Annotated in this window: 17 protein-coding genes; 6 read left to right on the forward strand and 11 right to left on the reverse strand. The window is 57.7% G+C overall.

Annotated features, from left to right (window positions below):
* Positions 1-51: 51 nt before the first annotated feature.
* Entirely contained in the window at positions 52-1,179 is a 1,128-nt protein-coding gene (gene prfB, locus AC2FJE_RS12300; RefSeq protein WP_496754366.1) for a peptide chain release factor 2, read from the reverse strand.
* 77 nt (positions 1,180-1,256) lie between these two features.
* Between prfB and AC2FJE_RS12305 the strand changes: the two genes are divergently transcribed.
* Positions 1,257-2,090 (forward strand): aminoglycoside phosphotransferase family protein, encoded by an 834-nt coding sequence (locus tag AC2FJE_RS12305; protein WP_496754367.1) that lies wholly within the window; start codon positions 1,257-1,259, stop codon positions 2,088-2,090.
* On the opposite strand, the gene AC2FJE_RS12310 is transcribed toward AC2FJE_RS12305, so the two are convergent.
* The 3 genes from AC2FJE_RS12310 to AC2FJE_RS12320 form a co-directional block, all read right to left on the reverse strand.
* Positions 2,084-4,570, reverse strand: coding sequence for a penicillin-binding protein 1A (locus AC2FJE_RS12310; protein ID WP_282169379.1), 2,487 nt, complete (start codon positions 4,568-4,570; stop codon positions 2,084-2,086). The genes AC2FJE_RS12305 and AC2FJE_RS12310 overlap by 7 nt on opposite strands.
* 95 nt (positions 4,571-4,665) lie before the next feature.
* On the reverse strand, positions 4,666-5,886 hold the full coding sequence (locus AC2FJE_RS12315) for an N-acetylmuramoyl-L-alanine amidase (protein WP_282169378.1): 1,221 nt from the start codon (positions 5,884-5,886) through the stop codon (positions 4,666-4,668).
* Positions 5,887-5,952: 66 nt separating this feature from the next.
* Complete coding sequence (locus AC2FJE_RS12320; RefSeq protein WP_496754372.1) at positions 5,953-7,116, reverse strand: pyridoxal phosphate-dependent aminotransferase; 1,164 nt, start codon at positions 7,114-7,116, stop codon at positions 5,953-5,955.
* Between AC2FJE_RS12320 and AC2FJE_RS12325 the strand changes: the two genes are divergently transcribed.
* The 3 genes from AC2FJE_RS12325 to AC2FJE_RS12335 all read left to right on the forward strand — a co-directional run bounded on the left by AC2FJE_RS12325 (position 7,115) and on the right by AC2FJE_RS12335 (position 10,384).
* A complete protein-coding gene (locus AC2FJE_RS12325) occupies positions 7,115-8,497 on the forward strand; it encodes a M48 family metalloprotease (RefSeq protein WP_496754374.1) in 1,383 nt (460 codons plus the stop codon). The two genes, AC2FJE_RS12320 and AC2FJE_RS12325, sit on opposite strands and share 2 nt — an antisense overlap.
* On the forward strand, positions 8,494-9,252 hold the full coding sequence (locus AC2FJE_RS12330) for a DsbA family protein (RefSeq protein WP_282151464.1): 759 nt from the start codon (positions 8,494-8,496) through the stop codon (positions 9,250-9,252). The genes AC2FJE_RS12325 and AC2FJE_RS12330 overlap by 4 nt, the downstream gene beginning before the upstream one ends.
* Before the next feature lie 61 nt (positions 9,253-9,313).
* Positions 9,314-10,384 carry an agmatine deiminase family protein gene (locus AC2FJE_RS12335; RefSeq protein ID WP_496722583.1) on the forward strand — a complete coding sequence of 357 codons (1,071 nt, stop codon included), beginning with the start codon at positions 9,314-9,316 and terminating at the stop codon, positions 10,382-10,384.
* A 26-nt stretch (positions 10,385-10,410) separates the two neighbouring features.
* Here AC2FJE_RS12335 and ispG read toward each other — a convergent pair whose 3' ends face one another.
* From ispG to hemA, 3 genes are all read right to left on the reverse strand, one after another.
* The gene (ispG, locus tag AC2FJE_RS12340; protein WP_496754380.1) at positions 10,411-11,532 is read right to left on the reverse strand and encodes a flavodoxin-dependent (E)-4-hydroxy-3-methylbut-2-enyl-diphosphate synthase; all 1,122 of its coding nucleotides are present in this window, start codon (positions 11,530-11,532) and stop codon (positions 10,411-10,413) included.
* A 71-nt stretch (positions 11,533-11,603) separates the two neighbouring features.
* Positions 11,604-12,818: a helix-turn-helix domain-containing protein gene (locus AC2FJE_RS12345; RefSeq protein WP_496696745.1), complete on the reverse strand. Its 1,215-nt coding sequence runs from the start codon at positions 12,816-12,818 to the stop codon at positions 11,604-11,606.
* Positions 12,819-12,947: 129 nt separating this feature from the next.
* Positions 12,948-14,171 carry a 5-aminolevulinate synthase gene (hemA, locus tag AC2FJE_RS12350; RefSeq protein WP_058273980.1) on the reverse strand — a complete coding sequence of 408 codons (1,224 nt, stop codon included), beginning with the start codon at positions 14,169-14,171 and terminating at the stop codon, positions 12,948-12,950.
* Positions 14,172-14,505: 334 nt separating this feature from the next.
* Here hemA and AC2FJE_RS12355 point away from each other — a divergent pair, with 334 nt between their 5' ends.
* The gene (locus AC2FJE_RS12355; protein ID WP_496760993.1) at positions 14,506-15,891 is read left to right on the forward strand and encodes a dipeptidase; all 1,386 of its coding nucleotides are present in this window, start codon (positions 14,506-14,508) and stop codon (positions 15,889-15,891) included.
* A gap of 123 nt (positions 15,892-16,014) precedes the next feature.
* Here AC2FJE_RS12355 and lpdA read toward each other — a convergent pair whose 3' ends face one another.
* Entirely contained in the window at positions 16,015-17,409 is a 1,395-nt protein-coding gene (lpdA, locus tag AC2FJE_RS12360) for a dihydrolipoyl dehydrogenase (RefSeq protein ID WP_496754385.1), read from the reverse strand.
* 216 nt (positions 17,410-17,625) lie between these two features.
* Here lpdA and AC2FJE_RS12365 point away from each other — a divergent pair, with 216 nt between their 5' ends.
* Positions 17,626-18,060: a hypothetical protein gene (locus AC2FJE_RS12365; protein WP_108860381.1), complete on the forward strand. Its 435-nt coding sequence runs from the start codon at positions 17,626-17,628 to the stop codon at positions 18,058-18,060.
* On the opposite strand, the gene AC2FJE_RS12370 is transcribed toward AC2FJE_RS12365, so the two are convergent.
* From AC2FJE_RS12370 to queA, 3 genes are all read right to left on the reverse strand, one after another.
* Positions 18,057-18,635: a DUF924 family protein gene (locus AC2FJE_RS12370; protein WP_108860380.1), complete on the reverse strand. Its 579-nt coding sequence runs from the start codon at positions 18,633-18,635 to the stop codon at positions 18,057-18,059. The genes AC2FJE_RS12365 and AC2FJE_RS12370 overlap by 4 nt on opposite strands.
* A gap of 109 nt (positions 18,636-18,744) precedes the next feature.
* Entirely contained in the window at positions 18,745-20,016 is a 1,272-nt protein-coding gene (locus AC2FJE_RS12375; RefSeq protein WP_496754387.1) for an MFS transporter, read from the reverse strand.
* A gap of 112 nt (positions 20,017-20,128) precedes the next feature.
* Positions 20,129-21,175, reverse strand: coding sequence for a tRNA preQ1(34) S-adenosylmethionine ribosyltransferase-isomerase QueA (queA, locus tag AC2FJE_RS12380; RefSeq protein WP_496760994.1), 1,047 nt, complete (start codon positions 21,173-21,175; stop codon positions 20,129-20,131).
* Between the last annotated feature and the right edge of the window lie 24 nt (positions 21,176-21,199).

Raw genomic sequence — 21,199 nt, forward strand, 5'->3', positions numbered from 1 at the left:
CCGGGGGAGTCTCCGCCTTCGGAGACGGGGGCAGCGCCCCCTTGCGGCGTCTCAGCCGTCGCCTTGTGCCTCGGAGCGGCTCTTGCCCGCCACATCCATCGCAAGGGTGGCAGCCATGAACCCATCCAGGTCGCCATCCAGTACACCTTTGGTGTCGGATGTCTCATGGTTGGTGCGCAGATCCTTGACCATCTGATAGGGCTGCAAAACATAAGACCGGATCTGGTTGCCCCAGCCCGCATCACCTTTGGCCTCATGTGCCGCGTTAATGTCCGCGTTGCGACGGTCCAATTCCTGCTGATACAGGCGCGATTTCAGGGCCTTCATGGCAATATCGCGGTTCTGGTGTTGCGACTTTTCAGAACTGGTCACGACGATCCCGGTTGGAATGTGCGTAATTCGAACCGCCGAATCCGTGGTGTTCACGTGCTGACCGCCCGCACCCGAAGACCGATATGTGTCGATGCGAATTTCGGACGGGTTCACCTCAATCTCGATATTGTCGTCGACCACCGGATAGACCCAGACCGAGCTGAACGAAGTGTGCCGTTTGGCTGCCGAGTCAAATGGCGAAATACGCACCAGACGATGCACGCCGCTTTCGGATTTCAGCCATCCATAGGCGTTGTGACCCGAAATCTTGTAGGCGGCGGATTTGATGCCAGCCTCTTCGCCCGCAGTCTCGGACTGCAGCTCGACAGTGTACCCCTTCTTCTCAGCCCAGCGGACATACATCCGCGCCAGCATCGAGGCCCAGTCACAGCTTTCGGTGCCACCGGCACCCGAGTTGATTTCAAGGAAGGTGTCATTGCCGTCGGCCTCGCCGTCCAGCAGCGCCTCAAGCTCTTTCTTGGCGGCCTTCGCCCCCAATTTCTGAATGGCGTCTTCGGCGTCGGTGACGACCTCTTCGTCCTCTTCCATCTCACCAAGTTCGATCAGCTCGATATTGTCGCTCAGATCGGTCTTGATGGATTCGTAGGTCTCAATAGCGTCCAACAACATCTGACGTTCGCGCATCAGTTTTTGCGCGTTCTCGGGGTTGTCCCACAGGTTGGGATCTTCGACCCGCGCGTTGAATTCCTCAAGACGATGAGGGGCGGTCTCATAGTCCATGCGCTGCGCCAGCAGCTCCAGTGACTTTTCGATTTCCGCCACGGTGTTCTGGGTTTCGGCGCGCATGGTCTTGTCCCAACTTGCTCAATCAGGCCTGCGTGATAGCAAGAGGCGCGGGCCACCACAAGACGGGCGACACGGGAATGCAAAACGCGCTGAACGAGTTTCTGACCAGATGGGAATTGGAAGACGCACAGCCCGTCGCGGATACCGGGCATGCACAGGTGTGGAAGGTCCGGACTTTGGACGACACGCTTGCCGCCATCAAGATCTATCGCCGCCCAAACCGTGGTAATGAAGCAGCTGGTCCGCACCTGATGCATCTGTGGCGTAACCGGGGCGCTGTGCACATACTGGCCGAGGCGCCCAACGCCGTTTTGACGGAATGGCTTGAAGGGCCATCGCTTGGGGACATCGCGCGGTCTGGCCGCCCGGATGATGCGGTAGGCGGTCTGGCGACGGCAGCGGATCGACTGCACCAAAGTCCGACCATCGACACGACCCGGCTGAAACCGCTTCAGGAAGTCTTCGCGCCAATTTTAGATTGCCAATTCTCAGATGATTGCCCGACCCGGCTAAGGCGCGACATGATGCAAGCGATCAACATTGGCCGTCACCTTCTGGACACGCAGGATATGGTTGTTCCGCTGCACGGGGATCTGCATCATGACAACGTGATCGCAACACCCGCCGGGCATCGGGTCTTTGACGCCAAGGGGTACATCGGCGATCCCGCTTTTGAGCTGGCCAATGCCCTACGCCACCCAAAAGGCATGCCAGAGTTGGTTCGGCGCCCTGAACAGATTGAAACTGGCCTAGCGCTATACGCGACCGCCATGCGGGTTAACGAAATACGACTTGCCCAATGGGCAGCCGCAAAATGTGCTCTGTCGATCTTCTGGCGCGCAGATGGCACCGTCACAAATGACCCGGAAGAAGACCTGTTGAACCTACTCCTGCAGGTAGCGGATCAGTAAAGACCGCCACCCTGCAGATCACCCTGGCTGGCGTTGGGGCCAACAGTGATTGTGTTGCCAGTCGACGTGGTGACCTGACGGCCAGAGTTGGCCTCTTCGAACAGAGGCAGGTCGGAGCCCATCGCAAAGCCACCGTCATAGACACGGTCGATAAAGCCGTCGACGCCATCGCGGAAATATTCAGCCACAACATAGTCACCGGAAGCATCGGCAGGCAGGCGCGCGCCACTGAAGCGGTCGATCTTGATGAAGTGGCCACCTTCAGGCACATCAAACGGCCCGCCCCCGTATTTCTCGACCGCTTTCTCCATGAAGCTTTGAAACACTGGTCCGCACAACGTGCCCCCATAGGCCCCCCGCCCCATCGGACGCGGGCGGTCATAACCGATATAGCAACCAGCAACGATGTTCGAGGTGAAGCCGATGAACCACGCATCCTTGGATTCGTTCGTCGTACCCGTTTTACCCGCAGTCGGCACCGGCAGATTGACAACACTGGACGCGGTCCCACGATCCACCACACCTTTCATCATCGACGTCAGCTGATACGCGGTGATCGCATCCATGACCTGAGAGCGATTGGTCTCGATGGTGGGCGACTCGTCCGGCTCAAGCCAGGCCGAGTTACAATCCAAGCACTGACGGTCGTCGTGACGATAGATCGTCTTGCCGAACCGATCCTGAATACGGTCGACCAGAGTGGGCTCCACCCGCTCACCGCCGTTGGCGAACATCGCGTAGGCGGCGACCATCTTGTACAGCGTGGTTTCTTCCGACCCCAGCGAGTTCGCCAGGAACGCACCCATACGGTCATAGACACCAAACCGTTCCGCGTAGCCAGCGACAACAGGCATAGTCACCTCTTGCGCCAGACGAATGGTCATCAGGTTCCGTGACTGTTCGATCCCCGTGCGCAGCGGCGTTGGGCCGTAGAATTTGTTCGACGAGTTCTTGGGCCGCCACAGACCTTGGGGCGTGTTCACCTCAATCGGGGCATCCACAACGATAGTTGCGGGGCTATAACCACTGTCCAGCGCAGCCGCGTAGACGAAAGGTTTGAAGCTGGAACCCGGTTGGCGCTGTGCCTGCGTGGCGCGGTTGAACACCGAATCCTGATACGAGAACCCACCCTGCATCGCCAGAACACGGCCCGAGTTCACGTCCATCGCAACAAAGCCACCCTGCACTTCAGGCACCTGACGTGCAGACCACTGGCCTTCTTCCCCGGCCATAACCAGAATGACGTCGCCACGTTTGAAGTTCGCCGCGAAATCACCTTGCATCCATTTGATATCGGAACGTGGGATGATGCCGTCAGCCGGGCCGTCCTCGATCCCCACGGCCAATTGCTGTTCACCCACGTTCATCACAACAGCCGGATACCACTGCGTCGGAAGCACAACGTCACGGGGGATTTCTATGATGGCCAACGCTTCGCGCCACTGAGATTCGTCGGTCAGTTTTTCTTCCGCAATAACCTCACCCGTCCCGCGCCATTTCCCGCGCGAGCGGTCGTATTTTTGCAGCGCGGTGCGCAGGGCCTTGGCAGCCTCAAGCTGCATTTCCTCGTCAACTGAGGCGCGGACAGCAAAGCCGCCGGTAAAGAACTCACCCTCGCCGAAATCGTCGCTCAGCTGGCGGCGGATTTCGTCGGTGAAATAGTCACGCGGCGGCAGCGCGGTGCGGAAACTCTCGAAATCGCCATTCTGGACCGAGCGGAGGGGCATTTCGACTTCGACCTCATAGGTCGCCTGATCGATATACCCATTCTGGTTCATCTCGCGCAAAACATAGTCCCGACGTGCAAGCAGACGCTCTTTTTGCCGAACCGGATGATAGTCCGACGGCGCCTTCGGCATCGCGGCCAATGTCGCGGCCTCATGCGGCTCCAGCTCTTGCAGGGTCTTGTTGAAATAGGTCTGTGCGGCGGCGGTCACACCATAGGAGTTCTGACCCAGAAAGATCTCGTTCATGTAAAGTTCGAGGATCTGTTCCTTGTCCAGCGTATCCTCAAGCCGGGTGGCGAGGATGATTTCCTTGATTTTCCGCTCGGCGCGGCGGTCGCCGGACAGCAGGAAATTCTTCATTACCTGCTGTGTAATAGTCGATGCACCGCGAACGGTTTCACCCTTGGACTTCACCGCCTCAACACCAGCGGCAATGATACCGCGCGGATCGTAACCCTGGTGGGTGTAGAAATTCTTGTCCTCTGCCGAGATAAACGCCTGCTTCACCAGATCGGGAATCTCTTCGGACGGTGTGAACAGACGACGTTCCTGCGCGAACTCGTCGATCAACTGGCCTTCGCCCGAATAGATTCGGCTGATCGTGGGCGGTTTGTACTGCGCCAACGATTCATGGCTGGGCAGGTCGCGCCCATACATCCAGAAGATCGCGCCGACGACCAGCGCGGCCATGAAGATACCCAATGTCACGAGGCTGAAGATCGCCCCGAAAATCGAAAGAATGAAACGGATCACGTTACTGCCTTTTACTCGCGGTGACGCCTATATAGTGATGGCCCGGCGCAGGGTCAAAACACGATGGCCAATAATAGCCGGTTTACGTCGCAGGGTCACTGACCAATCAGGGATCTTTTGATCAGGTCGTCCTGCCGCCATTTCTTAAGACCATCGACAATGCCCTGCGCCATTCCAACGCGCCATTCCGGGTTTCTGATATTCTGCAGGTCCCGGGGACTGGATAGAAACCCAAGCTCGACCAAAACCGAAGGAATATCCGCTGCCTTGAGAACCGAGAAGGACGCCGTGCGGATCGGCCTGCTGTTCATCGGGCCGCCCTGTTGTGTCATGCCATCCGCCAGCGCACGGGCCAGCGCATCAGTTCGGGGCTTGGTTTCCTGCCGCGCGATATCCAGCAGAATATCGGCCACCTGGTCATCCGCACCGCTTAGATCGATCCCCGAGATCAGGTCACCCCGGTCATGACGCTCGGCCAGCTTGTCACTGGCCACATCAGATGCTTCGTCCGACAAAGTATAAACTGCGGCCCCATGCGCCCGCCCTTCGGACAGGATATCCGCATGCAATGAGATAAACACATCGGCACCGGCCCGATGCGCCAACGCGATGCGCCGTTCGAGCGAGACGAATTGGTCATCAACCCGCGTCATCACCACTTCGAACCCTCCGGTCCGCAATAAATGCTCGCGAAGCTCGCGCGCGAAGGTCAGCATCAGGGTCTTTTCGTCCAATCCGTCGGCCTCGGCCCCCGGGTCAATACCGCCATGGCCGGGGTCAAGCATGACCCGCAACGCGCCTGCCCCGCCCTGGCGCGACTGAATCGCTGTCACCGCGGGTTCGGGCAAATCCCAACCTTGTTGACGGGGTGCGCCTGCGCCAGCGGCGAATGAATCGAAATCGGTTCCTTGCAGAAGCAGCGACAGTTGCGCGCCTCCACCCGTTTGATCAATTTTCATTTCGGCGCGGTCGACGGCCAAAGGCGCGCCAAGCTCCAGAACCATCCGAGACCACCCGGGAACATACGCGCCGAACTGAACACCGCTGATACGATCGGTTTGCAGAAGCGCTTCGCGGTCAAGTCCTGTCCAGTCAACCTCTTGAAAATCAAGCACCATGCGGTAGGGATCTTGCAATGTGAACACGCGGTAAGGCACGCCCTGGCTGAGGCCCAGATCGACCCTCACCCCTGCGCGACCTTCGTCCACAATGCGACTGTCATCCGGCAACACGCGCGCAAGCGCGCTGAAGTCATGCGCGACGGCGGCAGTCGACAGCACCCAAAACAGCGCAATGGCGTAAATGATCCTGCTCATGGCCTCAAGTTTTCCCGAGATCGTTTGTCTGGCACTCTATCGCATCCGGGGCCCGTTGTGAACGGCTCAGGCCTGTTCCGTGATCGCACCGCGATCCGCCATAAAGCGGTGCAGGCGCTGCAGACCCTCTTCGATGTCCGCCGTCGATCGCGCGTATGAAAACCGCAGCGTTGTATGACCGCGCAGCGGGTCGAAATCCAGCCCCGGCGTGACGGCTACCCCCGCCTTTTCTAACACCTCGGCCGCAAAGGCCCGGCTGTCGTCGGTCAGGTCCGAGACGTCGGCGTAGACATAAAACGCCCCATCTGGCGGCGCGATATTGGTGAAACCGGCCTTGGGCAGCCCGTCCAGCATCAATTGGCGGTTGCGGCGATAAACATCCAGATTGGCCTGCAATTCATCGTTGCAGTCCATTGCCGCCAGCGCAGCCACTTGGCTGGCGTGCGGCGCACAGATGAACATGTTCTGAGCGATCCGCTCAACCACCCTCACCTGATCTTCGGGAACCACCATCCAGCCAACGCGCCAGCCGGTCATCGAGAAATACTTGGAAAACGAGTTGATCACATAGCAGTCATCCGTCAGCTCCAGCGCGGTGACGGCTTTGGCCTCATATTCCAGCCCATGGTAAATCTCATCACTGATGAACGAAGCGCCCTGCCCTTGAGCGGCGTCAATAAGCGCGCCCATGGCTCTGTGATCCAGCATCGTGCCCGTGGGGTTCGCAGGCGACGCAACCATCAGGCCCTGCAGGTCGAGCCCTGCGAAATCGGATGGCACGGGTTGCAGCCGGTTTTCGGGTGCGGTGGGCAGATCGACAGGGACCAGACCTAACGCTTTCAGAATTTGCCGGTAAGAGGGATAGCCCGGCGCGCCGATACCTACGCGGTCGCCGCTATCAAACAAGGCAGTGAAAGCCAGCAGAAACCCGCCGGACGACCCTGGTGTAATCACGACGCGGTCGGGGTTGAGATCGACGTTATACCACTCACCGTACAGGCTTGCGATCCTTTGCCGCAGCGCGGGCAGACCCAAAGCCACGGTATAGCCCAGCGGGCCTTGATCCATTTCTCTGGCCAGGGCCTGAACGGCCCCTTTGGGCGCGCCCGTTCCCGGCTGGCCGACCTCCATATGAATGATGTGCCGCCCGGCCTCTTCAGCGCGGCGCGCGGCCTCCATCACATCCATCACGATGAAGGGATCGACCCCGGATCGGGTTGAGTTTCTCATGCCCATCTCCCATGTTGCAGCCATGGCTTTTGAACGCTTATCCAAGCTGGCGTCAATCCCGGCCCTGTTGCTGATTGCAGTGACATGGTTGAGCAGTGCGTTTCAGTCCAGCGCTCAAAGCCTGATCCGCGACCCCGATATCGAGCACGGGTTGCGCGAATTGGCCTTTCCCATTCTGCGGGCCGCCGGGCTAAACACCAATCGGGTGAAAATTCTGGTCGTCAATGACAGCACGTTCAACGCATTTGTCATTGATTACAACGCAATATACGTAAATTACGGGCTAATCCTGACCGTCGAAAGCCCCGAGATGCTGCAAGCCGTGATCGCGCATGAGGCGGCTCATATCGCCAACGGCCATCTGGCCAGACGGGTTGAAAACATGCGCGCCGCACAGCGCAAAGCCCAGCTGGGCACTGCGCTGGCCCTAATCGCCGCAGCCGCAGGTGGTGGCGAGGCCGCAGCGGGAATCGCCGCTGGCACATCCGCGTCTGCCCTGCGCAGTTTTCTTGGGCACACACGGGCAGAAGAGGCATCGGCCGACCGCAGTTCGGCCAGCTACCTGCGCGCGGCGGGGATCTCACCCAACGGGATGGTTGCCCTTCACCAAAAGTTTGCAGGTCAGGAGTTGCTGAACACCGCCAACCAAGACCCCTATATGCGATCCCATCCCACCAGCCGCGAACGGCTGCGCGCCGCTGAGGCGTTTGTGGGCGAGTTCAGCGATCATGCGTCACCAAACCCCAACGCCGACTACTGGTTCGCGCGGGTCAAGGGCAAGCTATCGGCCTTCCTGCGTTCGCCGGGCTGGACCTTACGCCGGTTAAAAGAGGAAAGCGCGCAGGACATACGCCTGATGCGCGAAGCTGCCGCCCACCATCAGAACCGCGATCTGGCGCGCGCAAGGACAGCGATCGACGGCGCGCTGGAAATCCGGCCCGATGATCCGTTCTTTTATGAACTAAAAGGGCAGATTCTGCTGGAAAACAGAAAATTGCCCGACGCAATTAAAGCTTATGGACAGGCGGTTGAGATGTCTCCGAATGATCCATTGATTCTGGCGGGGTACGGGCGCGCCTTGCTGGCAGATGGGCAGACGGCCGACGCCCTGAAGATGCTTGAAAAGGCGCGCGCGCGGGACTATCGCAATGCACGACTGATGCAGGATCTTGGAATGGCTTATGCCAAGGTCGGAAATAACGGCATGGCCTCGGCCGTGACCGCAGAACGCTATGCCCTGCAAGGCCGCCTGGTCGATGCAGGCATTCACGCAAAACGCGCCGTCGGGCAATTGCCCGAAGGTTCACCTGGTTGGCAACGGGCACAGGATGTGTTGATTGCCTCGGAACGAGCGAAGAAAAAGAAAAGGAACCGGAAATGATCCTCAGACATGCTGCACCCGCCCTTCTGGGGCTTTCCCTGATCACCGGCCCCGCGCAGGCCCTAGACCTGAGCACCATGAGCGATGCCGAACGCGAGCAGTTCGGTGTGCAGGTGCGCGAGTACCTTCTGGAAAACCCCGAAGTGATCATCGAAGCGATCAACATTCTTGAACAGCGCAACGCTGCTGCCGAAGCTTCTGCTGACAAGGAACTGGTCGCCGCCAATGCGGACGAGCTGTTCAACGACGGCTATAGCTGGGTTGGCGGCAACCCGGATGGCGACATCACTCTGGTCGAATTCATGGATTACCGCTGCGGCTACTGTCGCCGCGCCGTGCCCGAAGTCGCGAGCCTGTTGGCCGAAGATGGCAACATCCGCCTTGTGATCAAGGAATTCCCGATCTTGGGCGACGCCTCGGTCCTGTCTTCGCGCTTTGCGGTCGCAACCAAACATGTGGCTGGCGCTGACGCCTACAAACAGGTCCATGACGCGCTGATGGAATTCGGCGGAGAGCCTTCCGAAGTCTCCCTGCGCCGGATCTCGGATGGCCTCGGCCTGGACAGCGATGCGATCATTGCGGCCATGGACAGCGAGCAGGTTACGGATGAAATCGGTCAGACCCGTGCGCTGGCGCAGCGTATGCAGATTTCGGGAACACCTTCATTTGTTCTGGGCACCGAGATGCTGCGTGGGTTCCTGCCAGCGGATCAGATGAAGCAGATTGCGGACGGTGTGCGCGCAGAACAGGGTTGATGAACAATGAGCACCTCTCGCTGAGGTGCTCTTCACCCAACAGCCTATTGGGGTTTTCACAATGAAGCGTAGGGAAGTTCTGCTGTCCGGCGGGGCGATTGGGTTAATGAGTGTCACACAGCAACCTTTTGCCCAAGCTGGTTTGGGCTATTTTGTTCCGGCGGAAGAAACGCGACACCAACGCACTTTCATGCAGTGGCCGGTAAGCCGCAATGTGTATCCAGATGCCCACTTGCGTGATCTGGTGCAGCAAACGATCGCCGATATTGCCAATGCGATATCGCCATTTGAACCGGTGACGATGCTGGCTGCCGCCGAACAGCATTCGGCAGCGCGTGAAAAACTTTCAACGGAAGTTGAATTGTGGGACGTCCCAACCGAAGACCTTTGGTGCCGGGATTCCGGACCGATCTTTTTGATTTCTGACGCCGGTGACATGGCGATCCGCAAAATCCAGTTCAATGGCTGGGGTGAGAAGCAAGCACATAAACAGGATGCTCGTGTCGCTGGTCGCGTTGCCGAACGACTGGGCTTGCCGCTTCTTCCTTCCGGCCTGAACGGTGAAGGTGGAGGTGTTGAGCAAGACGGGCACGGCCTGCTCATTGCACATGAAAGCTCATGGGTGAATGACAATCGCAACCCAGGCCAGTCTCGCAACGAGATCGAAGCCAAACTTTTGGCTGCCTACGGAGCAAACCGCATGATTTGGTCCGAGGGTGTTTGGGGCGAAGACATCACCGACTACCATATCGACAGTCTGGCACGCTTTACTGGACCGGGTCGTGTTCTGGTCAACCTTCCGGACGAACCTGATTTTCAGGACCCCTTCCACCTTGCGGCGTTGGACACCCATGACCGATTGGTCGCGGAAGGCTTACAAGTAGACGTCATTCCGGAACCGATCAGAAGACGGATCAAAGATCCAGAGTTCGTAGCGTCCTATGCAAACTACTATGTTTGCAATGGCGCGGTCATCATGGCCCAATTTGGTGACAAAGAAACCGACACCATCGCGCGCGACGCCTTGTCCCGGCATTACCCGGGGCGCGAAGTTGTGGCACTAAACGTTGATATTTTAGGCGAATTTGGTGGCGGTATTCACTGCGCAACGCAACAAATGCCCGCCGTCTGAATTGACCCGAGGGTCAGTGACATTAACTATTCCGCCGCCTCAGCCACGGCATCCAGTTCAGCGGCCTTCTTTTCGACCTCATCAACAATGTGATCAATCATCTGGTCGTTCGACATCTTGTGGCTGGCCTTGCCTGCCAGATAAACCATACCCGATCCAGCGCCACCTCCGGTGAAACCGACATCGGTCATCAGCGCCTCACCCGGTCCGTTCACTACGCAGCCGATGATCGACAGGCTCATCGGTGTTTTTATGTGTTCCAAACGCTGTTCCAGCGCCTCGACCGTTTTGATCACGTCGAACCCCTGCCGCGCGCAGGAGGGGCACGAGATGATGTTCACGCCGCGATGGCGCAGGCCCAGAGATTTCAGGATCTCAAAGCCCACTTTTACTTCTTCGACCGGGTCAGCGGACAAGCTGACACGGATCGTGTCGCCAATACCCATCCACAGCAGATTACCCAGCCCGATGGCCGATTTGATGGTGCCTGACACCAGTCCGCCAGCCTCGGTGATGCCTAAGTGGATCGGCGCGTCCGTGGCCTCGGCAATGCCCTGATAGGCCGCGGCCGACAGGAAGACGTCGCTGGCCTTCACGCTTATCTTGAATTCGTGAAAGTCGTTGTCCTGCAGCATACGAATATGCTCCAACCCGCTTTCGACCATCGCCTCGGGGCATGGTTCGCCATATTTCTCAAGCAGGTGCTTTTCCAGACTACCGGCGTTCACCCCGATGCGGATCGAGCAATTATGGTCCTGCGCGGCCTTGATAACCTCTTTCACACGCTTTTCATCGCCGATATTGCCCGGGTTGATGCGCAGGCATGCGGCACCCGCTTCGGCAGCTTCGATACCGCGCCGATAGTGAAAGTGGATGTCGGCCACGATAGGAACCGGGCTTTCGCGCACGATCTCTTTTAGTGCTTTCGATGACGCCTCATCAGGGACGGAAATCCGCACGATATCGGCACCCGCCTCTGCTGCGGCCTGAACCTGCGCAATGGTCCCGGCAACATCCGTTGTCAGGGTGTTCGTCATCGTCTGGACAGCAATGGGTGCGTCGCCCCCGACCGGAACATTTCCAACCATGATCTGGCGGGATTTGCGGCGGTAGATATTGCGCCACGGGCGGACGTGATTAAGGGACATGAGGACGGGTCCAAAGCTGCCTGAGTTGCGTCTTTAAATAGTCCGCCTACCCGGCCACCGCAATGGCCAGATCACTCAGCCGGCGTTTCAGGTACTTCCGCCTGAAGTTCGGCCACCAATTGTTTGAGGGCGCTGTTCTGTTCGGATTCCAGATCGGCGATCTCATAGCGCTCGGCAACCGCGTCCTTAGACAGCAGAACACCTTTGGTCACCGTGCCCGGCGCGCCAACAGGTCCGAAATGTTCACCATTCATCGAGAAATAAACGGAACCCGAAGCCCCTGCGCGCAGTTGCGGTGGTTCTTCGGTCAGCGGAATTTCGAATGTATTGCCCTGCTCGACCGTACCCAATGTGCCTTCAAACAGAACGCTTCCATCGGCGGCGCGAATACGCATCCACGATGGCGCAACGGCCACGATTTTCAGTGCGGTATCAACCTGTTCAACAACCTGCGGCAATGCGAGGCGTTCAACTGTGTGCACTTCGGCCACTTCGATCCGGGGCGCCTCTGGCGGGCGGAACGTTCCGACTGTGCGAGGGTCCAATGTGGCAATCGGCGCGTCACGTGCCACAAGAACCGGAACATCCAGCGCCTGTGGGCGATAAAGACGATCCAGCGCTTCGGGGGTCGGTGCTGTGGATTCTGCTGCTTCGGCAAGTTCTAACGGAGCGCGGGCTGCATCCAACGGGTCGAGATCGGACAGAACCACCGGGGCCTGCTCAACCGGGCTCACCTGAACCTGTTGGATTTTGTTCAGAACCGCCCAACCGCCATAGCCAATGCCACCAATCACCGCCAGCAGGACCAGAGACGAGCCAATAGCACGGGGCTCAATCTGGCTGACCAGAGATTCCCTGCCTGGGATGTAAGGTGTATTCGGCGAGATGAACGGATCGCGCCCCATCGGACCCCGCGCGGGCAACCCGCCGGATGGTTTACGAACAACCGAAGCCTCGGCTGACATACCATGGGCCACTTCGAAACCGCTTTCGGCGCAGAACGTGGCAAAGGTATCATCCGGGTTCATACCCAGATAACGCGCATAAGAACGCACATACCCGGCGATGAAGCCGGGTGTGTCAAACGCATCGGGATCAGCGTCTTCGATTGCAGCTATGTAGTTGGCTTTGATCCGCAGTTCGCGCTGAACATCCAGAAGAGACTTACCCATGGTCGCGCGTTCGCCGCGCATCCTGTCGCCAAGCCGTACCTCATAGTCGTCAAAGCCCTTCGGCCTGACGTCCGTGTTTTCTTCGGAATCGCGCTGTGATCTGCGCCCAATCATCCCTGCTGCCCCATTCTGCCTTGCGCGTGTTACACGCCAACGGCGAATCGCCTACGTAACGATTCGTGCGTCTCTTTTGTTAGCGTAAGCTTAACACGCGACAAACGCATTGCACACTTTGGCGTGAGGTTAACCTGCAAGTTCGGCGCGATTTAGCGCACAATGTGACCAAAGTTCGTCCATCGCATGGATCAATCGGTTCATTTCACCCGGTCCGTGGATCGGTGACGGGGTAAAACGCAGGCGTTCCGTGCCGCGCGGCACGGTCGGGAAGTTGATCGGCTGGACGTAAATTCCATGGTCATCCAGCAGTCTGTCACTCAGGATTTTGGTGTGCACCGGGTTGCCGACGATCACAGGTACGATGTGGCTGCCATGATCGATTAACGGCAGGCCCATTCCTTTCAGGCGTAGCTTAAGCACCTTGGCCTGTGTCTGATGCTGCTCTCGCAACTCTGACGCACCTTTCAGATATGCCACCGAAGCGGCAGCACCGGCGGCAACGGCCGGCGGAAGCGACGTCGTGAAGATGAAGCCCGGCGCGTAAGAACGCACAGCGTCACACATTTTCTCACTGGCGGCGATATAGCCCCCCATCACGCCATAAGCCTTGGCCAATGTTCCGTTGATGATGTCGATGCGATGCGCCAAGCGATCACGTTCGGTCACGCCACCACCACGGGGACCGTACATGCCAACCGCGTGCACCTCGTCGATATAGGTCAGCGCGCCAAATTCATCTGCCAGGTCGCAGATCTCTTCGATCGGGCCGAAATCGCCGTCCATCGAATAGACCGACTCGAAAGCGATCAGTTTGGGTGTCGCAGGATCGTCGGCCTCAAGCAGTTCGCGCAGATGCGCGACATCGTTGTGGCGGAAGATACGCTTGTCGCCGCCATTGCGGCGCACGCCTTCGATCATTGAAGCATGGTTCAGTGCATCGGAATAAATGATCAGACCGGGGAATAGTTTCGGCAAAGTGCTGAGCGTCGCGTCATTCGCGATATAGGCGCTGGTGAACAGCAACGCTGCCTCTTTGCCGTGCAGATCGGCCAGCTCAGCCTCAAGCTGCTTGTGATAGACCGTGGTACCCGAGATGTTACGCGTTCCGCCCGAACCCGCACCAGCAGCATCAACCGCATCATGCATTGCATTCAGAACAACCGGGTTCTGGCCCATACCCAAATAGTCGTTTCCACACCACACGGTGATATTCTGCTGCGAGCCGTCCGGACGCGTCCGTACAGCATGCGGGAAATGACCCTTCTGGCGTTCGATATCAATAAAGGTCCGATAACGGCCTTCGTCATGCAGCCTGGCAATCGCTGAATCGAGCTGAGCAGTATAGTCCACCAGTTTCTCCTTCTGTGCCCGACATAGACGTGCTGTTTGTCGAACCCGTTATTTCCCCGAATGACGGATCAAGCCGTCCCCGCGGTTTGCTTCCCCTTGAGTACCTTGCCTAGTGGCATTGCAGGAGTCGCAGCATTGATCTGTATCAATTATCCCTGTTCACGCCCCCCGACAAGTAAAGTTACGGCCATAAGACGCGAGGAAACGACGCAGGCGATAACCCTGCCACACATTCTGTTTCCGACAGTATACTGCAAATCCTGCCGATACGCACTGGACGGCGCCGCCGGTGCTGATAGGTTCCGCAGCAGTTCACGCCATTCAGGAGAAGCTCATGTCGCTAGACGCTGTTCTGAGCAAGATCGATTCCGATCTGACCACTTCCATCGACCGTTTGATGGAGTTTCTGCGCATCCCGTCGATCTCGACCGACCCCGCATACAAAGAGCAGGTCGACCAGGCCGCTGACTGGCTGGTCGCCGACCTGCAAAGTATTGGCATTGCAGCCGAAAAGCGCGAAACGCCGGGCCACCCTATGGTTGTAGGTCATGTAGGCGAGGACAGCGACGGACCGCATGTTCTGTTCTACGGTCACTACGACGTCCAACCCGTTGATCCATTAGAGCTTTGGAACCGCCCCCCGTTTGATCCAGCGTTGGAAGAGACTGAAAACGGTCAAGTTATCCGCGGCCGAGGCTCGTCGGATGACAAAGGCCAGTTGATGACCTTTGTTGAGGCCTGCCGCGCATGGAAGGCGATCCACGGCACTCTGCCCTGCCGCATCACGTTTTTCTTCGAAGGCGAAGAAGAATCCGGCTCGCCTTCGCTGGTTCCGTTCCTGGAAGCCAACAAGGAAGAGTTGAAAGCCGATCTAGCACTGGTCTGCGACACCTCGATGGTCTCGCGTGGCGTGCCCTCCATCGCCTCGCAATTGCGCGGTATGCTCAAGGATGAATTCACCATCATTGGTCCCCGCATCGATCTGCATTCCGGTCACTACGGCGGCCCGGGCCTGAACCCGCTGCGTGAGTTGTCGAAGATCGTCGCCTCGTTCTACGACGACGAAACCGGTCGCGTGGCCGTTGACGGGTTTTACGAAGGTGTACACGAAGTGCCCGTAGAGCAGCTCCGCCAATGGGAAAATTGCGGTTTTGATGAGGCGGAATACCTGAGTTCTGTCGGTTACTCGCAACCGCATGGAGAAAAGGGCTATTCCACACTGGAACAGCAATGGGCACGTCCAACGCTGGAAGTGAACGGCTTGTGGGGCGGCTATAACGGTGCAGGATCGAAAACCGTGATCCCGTCCGAAGCGCACTGCAAGATCACCTGCCGGCTGGTCGGCGACATGGACCCCGATGCCCTGCGCGACAAAGTCCGCAAACATGTCGAAGATCGCCTGTCGCCCGACGCGAAAGTTGTCTGGGACAACGATCTCGAAGGGGCTCCGGCATCGGTGATGAACCTAGATCGCCCCGAATTCGAGGCCGCGCGCGGCGCGTTATCAGATGAGTGGAACCGCGAAGCTGTCTTTACCGGCATGGGCGGTTCGATCCCGGTGGTTGGCTATTTTGATTCGGTTCTCGGACTGGACTCGATGCTCGTCGGCTACGCCAATGACGACGATGCCATCCACTCACCGAACGAAAAGTATGACGTGAAAAGTTTCCACAAGGGCATTCGTTCGTGGGCGCGCATACTGGACGCATTGAATAAATAAGATATTTGCGTGGCTCTGCCTCGCGCTCCGGGAAATTAAAAAGCCAGATGAAGGAAAGATCCTTACTTCATCTGGCTAAAATATCCCCGGGGGAGACGGGCGGCAGGGGCAGAGCCCCCATCCTTACATGTGGATCACGCGCCCGTAGGCATCCAACACGCTTTCATGCATCATTTCCGACAGAGTCGGGTGTGGGAAGACAGTGTTCATCAGGTCTTCCTCGGTGCTCTCCAATTGCCGTCCCACTACGTAGCCCTGAATCAACTCAGTAACTTCCGCGCCGATCATGTGCGCGCCCAGTAGTTCACCAGTCTTGGCGTCGAAAATCGTTTTGATCAGGCCCTCGGGTTCACCCAACGCAATGGCTTTGCCGTTGCCAATGAACGGGAACTTGCCGACCTTGATGTCATAGCCAAGCTCTTTCGCCTTGGCTTCGGTGTACCCCACCGATGCGACCTGCGGTTGGCAGTAAGTGCAGCCGGCGATGCTTTCGGGTTTCACCGGATGAGCGTGTTTACCGGCAATCAACTCCGCAACCATAACACCTTCATGGCTGGCTTTATGCGCCAGCCAGGGTGCGCCTGCGATATCACCGATGGCATAAAGGCCATCAACACCTGTGCGGCAGAATTCATCCGTGACGACATGGGTACGGTCAATCTTGACGCCCAAGGCCTCGAGCCCAAGATTTTCAACGTTACCGACAATCCCGACTGCCGAGATCACTGTGTCAAAGTCGTGCTTTTCAACCTTGCCCATAACCTCAATATGCGCGGTGACCTTACCCTTGGCGCGGTCCAGTTGCTTGACCATCGCCTTTTCCATGATGGTCATGCCCTGTTTGGTAAAGGCTTTCTTGGCCAGCGCGCTGATTTCGGCGTCCTCGACCGGCAGGACCCGGTCCATGACCTCGACAACCGTCGTATCCGCGCCCAACGTATTATAGAAGCTGGCGAATTCGATCCCAATTGCGCCGGACCCGATCACCAACAGCTTTTTTGGCATCCGCGGCGGCTGGAGCGCGTGCTTGTAGGTCCAGACCAGATCGCCATCCGCTTCCAATCCGGGCAGTTCCCGCGCCCGCGCACCGGTGGCCAGAACGATGTTCTTGGCGGTCAGTTCCTCGGTGCCCTTGTCGGTTTTGACTGTGACCTTGCCTTTAGCAGGGATCGTGGCCGCACCCATGAAAACGGTCACTTTGTTCTTTTTCAACAGATGGCCAATGCCACCCGACAGCTGCGCCGCAACGCCGCGTGAACGCTTGACGACCGCATCCAGATCAAAACCAATTTTGTCAGCGCTCAGGCCAAAATCCTTGGCGCGCTCCATCAGATGGAACACTTCGGAGGTTCGCAGCAGCGCCTTGGTCGGGATACAGCCCCAGTTCAGACAGATACCGCCTAAATGTTCGCGTTCGACCACGGCAGTTTTCAGGCCCAGTTGCGCGGCACGGATAGCGGCCACATAGCCGCCGGGACCGGCGCCAATTACGATCAGATCAAAAGATTGTGCTGCCATGTTTCCCTCTCGGCGCAGGTCGATTCAGAAATTAGTTTACCATTAAACTAATTTCCTGAATGCATCAACATATTGCTCCCGCGACAAAACAGACGCAGGGTAAACTGGCGCGGTATGCGCTGTTTTCAGCCTATACCGCGCGTGAACCTATGGCTAGAAGATACGCACCGGGCCTGTCCGGACTTTGTGAAACCCAAGTCATTCGAAAGGCTTACCATGGCCAAAACGCTTAAAGATCTGTTGCTCGCCGTGCTGAATGCAACGCTTATCCTGATTGCACTATGCCTGTTTCTGGGATGGAAGCTGGCTTCTACAGTCGACGACATTACCGTCAAGTTTGCCGAGAAGGTCCAGATCGTAGCGCCCCTGAAGGAAGACGTTCAAGGGATACGCGGTGAACTGACGGCATTGCGCAGCGACCTGTCATCCCTTCAGCTTAGCGGAACAGCAGCCGATAGTGCCACCGCCCGAAAACTGTCTGAAGCTTTGGAAAAGCTGAATGATTTAGAGAATAACCTGCAAGCTGCGCAGGCGAGAATAGCCGAGTTGACCGAAGCCCCGGACCAGTTAATTAACACTGCAATTGAAAATTCGGCCGACATTGTCGCCGACCGGATCATTGCAATCCGAGGCTGCGAGCCGGCGTCCTAGCCGGCTGTCTGCAGCTCGCGCACGGTCGCGCCATATCCGCCCATGTCGACATAGGCGGCCTCGTGCTCGGTCATTGGGCGCGAGAGAGCGTCGTTGCGGTATGGGAACCGACCGAACTTGCGGATCACTTCGCGATGCGCCCTTGCGTGCAACAGGTTGCCGTCGTCGCCATCGGTCATGTTTTGACACATCAGGCGCACACAGCGTTCCTGGTCACACAGGTTTTCCGAATGCATCAATGGAAGATAAAAGAACTGGCGGGCCGGTTCGTCGATCTTCATATCCCACCCTTTATCCACCGCACATTTCGCTGCTGACAACGCCGCGCGGTCTGAGGCGAAGGCCTCAGCGCTTCCTCGGAACATGTTGCGTGGAAACTGATCCATAAGGATGATGTACGCCAATGCACCGCTGGGATAGGTCAGCCAGAGAGAGAACTTGCCTTCACTCGCAGCCTCCCATGTGGTCAGGAACCTTTCGCGAATTTCTGCATCCAATGCGTCATCCTGCAGATACCAACCCTTGGGACCAACCTCATCTAACCAAAAACTCAATACATCTTCAGGACTTGCCATGCCCTTAACTCCGTCGTGTTTCCCCCCCAAGGGACTTAAATTCATTTAAGTGTGTTTTACAGAATTGTAACAGTAAATTATTGCAACACTTGCGACATAAATTCGTGTTCTAGGCAACATCTTGCGTTTCCTGCTCGGCTTCTGCGGCCTCAATGGCCACCTCCTGTGCCAATTCCATCACAACCGGAGACGCCGTTGGATAGAGCGGCGACATGGTGCCTGTTTCGTCGACCGGGATCGCCGCGCGCTGGGTCATACGGTAGAGCGCATAGCCCGCCATAACGACCAACAGGACTGCGATGAAAAGGAAAAAGCCCGGAGGCCCAAAGACCGCATCCCCCATGAGCCAACCGGTAATCAACGGACCCGCAATGGCGCCCATGCCGTTGATGAACAAAAGACCACCTGACGCCGCGGCCATGTCTTCGTGTTCCAGAAAGTCATTCGCGTGCGCAATCAGCAGTGAATACAGAGGGTTCGACATACCGCCGATCACAAAGGCCGCGCCCAGCAGGATTGGAAACGTCACACCGAACACCAAGCCCACAACTGCCGCGCAGCTGCCGACCCCTGCAACAAGCATGATCAGGAAACGGCGATCCATGCGGTCGGACATCCATCCCAATGGATACTGCAAAACCAGAGCGCCAATATAGAATGCGGCAATAAAAGTCGAAATCTCGACCAGTGTCAGACCGGCGCGGGCACCGTATACCGACGCCATCCCAAACTGCGCAGAGAACACGCCCCCCAGAAGAAACATACCAACACAGCCCAATGGCGAATAACCGAACAATTCGCGCAGTGTCATTGGTTTGGTTGTGTCAAAAGCTGGTGTCGGCGAAATCGACAGCAGAATTGGCGCAAAAGAGACCGAAACCAGTATGGAGGCGATTACAAAGGTATCGAACCCGGCCGGGTCGCCCAAAAGAACCAAACCTTGAGCGCTGATGATGCCTGTCATCTGGAAGATCATGTAAAGAGACAGCGCTTGGCCGCGATTTTCGTTGCTGGCAGCATTGTTGAGCCAGCTTTCCGCAGTGACGTACACTCCGGAAAAACAGAACCCGATCACGACACGGCCCAGAATCCAGATAACCGGGTCGGTCATCAACGGATACATGATCATCACGGCAGAAATGAACGATGCCAGTGCCGCGAAGACCCGCACATGTCCGACACGTCGGATCATTTCGGGTGCAAGTCGTGATCCACCCAGGAAACCAACGAAATAGGCTGACATGACGAATGACATCTGAAGGGTCGAAAACCCCTCGATCTCGCCCCGGACACCCAGGATCGTACCCTGTAGGCCGTTTCCGACCATCAACAGGCCCATACCAAGCAATAGCGCCCATGCGCTGGAAAGGACCTGAATCATTGGGGCCTCCGAAAAATTCCGACCAAGACTGTGACACCGTTTTGCAATCAAAAACGGCTTTGGTCATGCTTGTCTACGACATTGAAAGGATTCGATCCCGACAACACGTCCCTTACGGGATCAAAAGCGACGCATCCCCGTAAGAGAAGAACCGGTATTTCTGTTCAATCGCATGCGCGTACACCTTCCGCATTCGCTCCTGCCCCATCAGGGCCGACACCAGCATCAACAAGGTGGATTTCGGCAGGTGGAAATTGGTCATCAAGGCGTCGGTCACATGAAATTCGAAACCGGGATATATGAAGATATCGGTCTCACCTTCCCATGGTTCGATCTGGCCCGGCCGGCTGGCACTTTCGATCAGACGCAGCGCGGTAGTGCCCACCGGGATGACCCTGCCCCCTGCGGCTTTGGTCTCTCGGATCTCTTGCGCGGCGGCGGCGCTGACACTGCCCCATTCGGCGTGCATTTTGTGGGTCGTCACGTCCTCGACCTTGACCGGCAGAAAGGTGCCCGCGCCCACATGCAGCGTGACATGAGTGACTACGACGTCGCGCGCGCCCAGCGCCTGCATCAACGCCTCATCAAAGTGCAGCGACGCCGTCGGGGCGGCAACTGCACCGGAATTGCGGGCCCAGATTGTCTGATAATCCGTCTTGTCCTGCTCATCCGCAGGCCGCTTGGCGGCGATGTAGGGCGGCAGAGGCATTGCACCGGCCTGTTCCAACGCAGCATCAAAATCGTCGCCCGACAGATTGAACCGCAGATAGGCTTGCCCGTCCTCAACCCGCTCCAGCGTGGCGCTCAGATGATCCGAGAACTGAATGTCTTCGCCCAGCTTCACTTTCTTCAGCGGTTTGATCAGGGCCGCCCATGTGCCATCAGCCTGCGGGTCCAGCAAAGTCGCCTCGATTGCAGCAGACACCGGTCCTTGCGCACTGTCGCGATGGCGCCGCCCGTTCAGGCGCGCGGGGATTACGCGCGTGTCGTTCAGCACCAAACGGTCACCCGGCTGCAACCACTCGGTTAGATCAAAAACATGCGCATCCGAGATCGCGTCACCTTCGGCCACCAACAGGCGCGCGGATGAGCGCGGGTTGGCGGGACGTGTGGCAATCCGGTCTTCGGGCAGATGGAAGTCAAAATCGCTGAGTTTCATAGCCGCGCCATACAATTCCGCATC

The organism is Ruegeria sp. CDSC002, from assembly GCF_059610905.1.

Bases quoted from the DNA above. Each gene is read 5' to 3' on its own strand.
- queA (WP_496760994.1), bottom strand. From the start codon at position 21,175: ATGAAACTCAGCGATTTTGACTTCCATCTGCCCGAAGACCGGATTGCC.
- ispG (WP_496754380.1), bottom strand. From the start codon at position 11,532: ATGTCCCTTAATCACGTCCGCCCGTGGCGCAATATCTACCGCCGCAAA.
- AC2FJE_RS12355 (WP_496760993.1), top strand. From the start codon at position 14,506: ATGTCGCTAGACGCTGTTCTGAGCAAGATCGATTCCGATCTGACCACT.
- prfB (WP_496754366.1), bottom strand. From the start codon at position 1,179: ATGCGCGCCGAAACCCAGAACACCGTGGCGGAAATCGAAAAGTCACTG.
- AC2FJE_RS12370 (WP_108860380.1), bottom strand. From the start codon at position 18,635: ATGGCAAGTCCTGAAGATGTATTGAGTTTTTGGTTAGATGAGGTTGGT.
- lpdA (WP_496754385.1), bottom strand. From the start codon at position 17,409: ATGGCAGCACAATCTTTTGATCTGATCGTAATTGGCGCCGGTCCCGGC.
- AC2FJE_RS12315 (WP_282169378.1), bottom strand. From the start codon at position 5,886: ATGAGCAGGATCATTTACGCCATTGCGCTGTTTTGGGTGCTGTCGACT.
- AC2FJE_RS12330 (WP_282151464.1), top strand. From the start codon at position 8,494: ATGATCCTCAGACATGCTGCACCCGCCCTTCTGGGGCTTTCCCTGATC.
- AC2FJE_RS12335 (WP_496722583.1), top strand. From the start codon at position 9,314: ATGAAGCGTAGGGAAGTTCTGCTGTCCGGCGGGGCGATTGGGTTAATG.
- AC2FJE_RS12325 (WP_496754374.1), top strand. From the start codon at position 7,115: ATGCCCATCTCCCATGTTGCAGCCATGGCTTTTGAACGCTTATCCAAG.
- AC2FJE_RS12320 (WP_496754372.1), bottom strand. From the start codon at position 7,116: ATGAGAAACTCAACCCGATCCGGGGTCGATCCCTTCATCGTGATGGAT.
- AC2FJE_RS12375 (WP_496754387.1), bottom strand. From the start codon at position 20,016: ATGATTCAGGTCCTTTCCAGCGCATGGGCGCTATTGCTTGGTATGGGC.
- AC2FJE_RS12305 (WP_496754367.1), top strand. From the start codon at position 1,257: ATGCAAAACGCGCTGAACGAGTTTCTGACCAGATGGGAATTGGAAGAC.
- AC2FJE_RS12345 (WP_496696745.1), bottom strand. From the start codon at position 12,818: ATGATTGGGCGCAGATCACAGCGCGATTCCGAAGAAAACACGGACGTC.
- AC2FJE_RS12365 (WP_108860381.1), top strand. From the start codon at position 17,626: ATGGCCAAAACGCTTAAAGATCTGTTGCTCGCCGTGCTGAATGCAACG.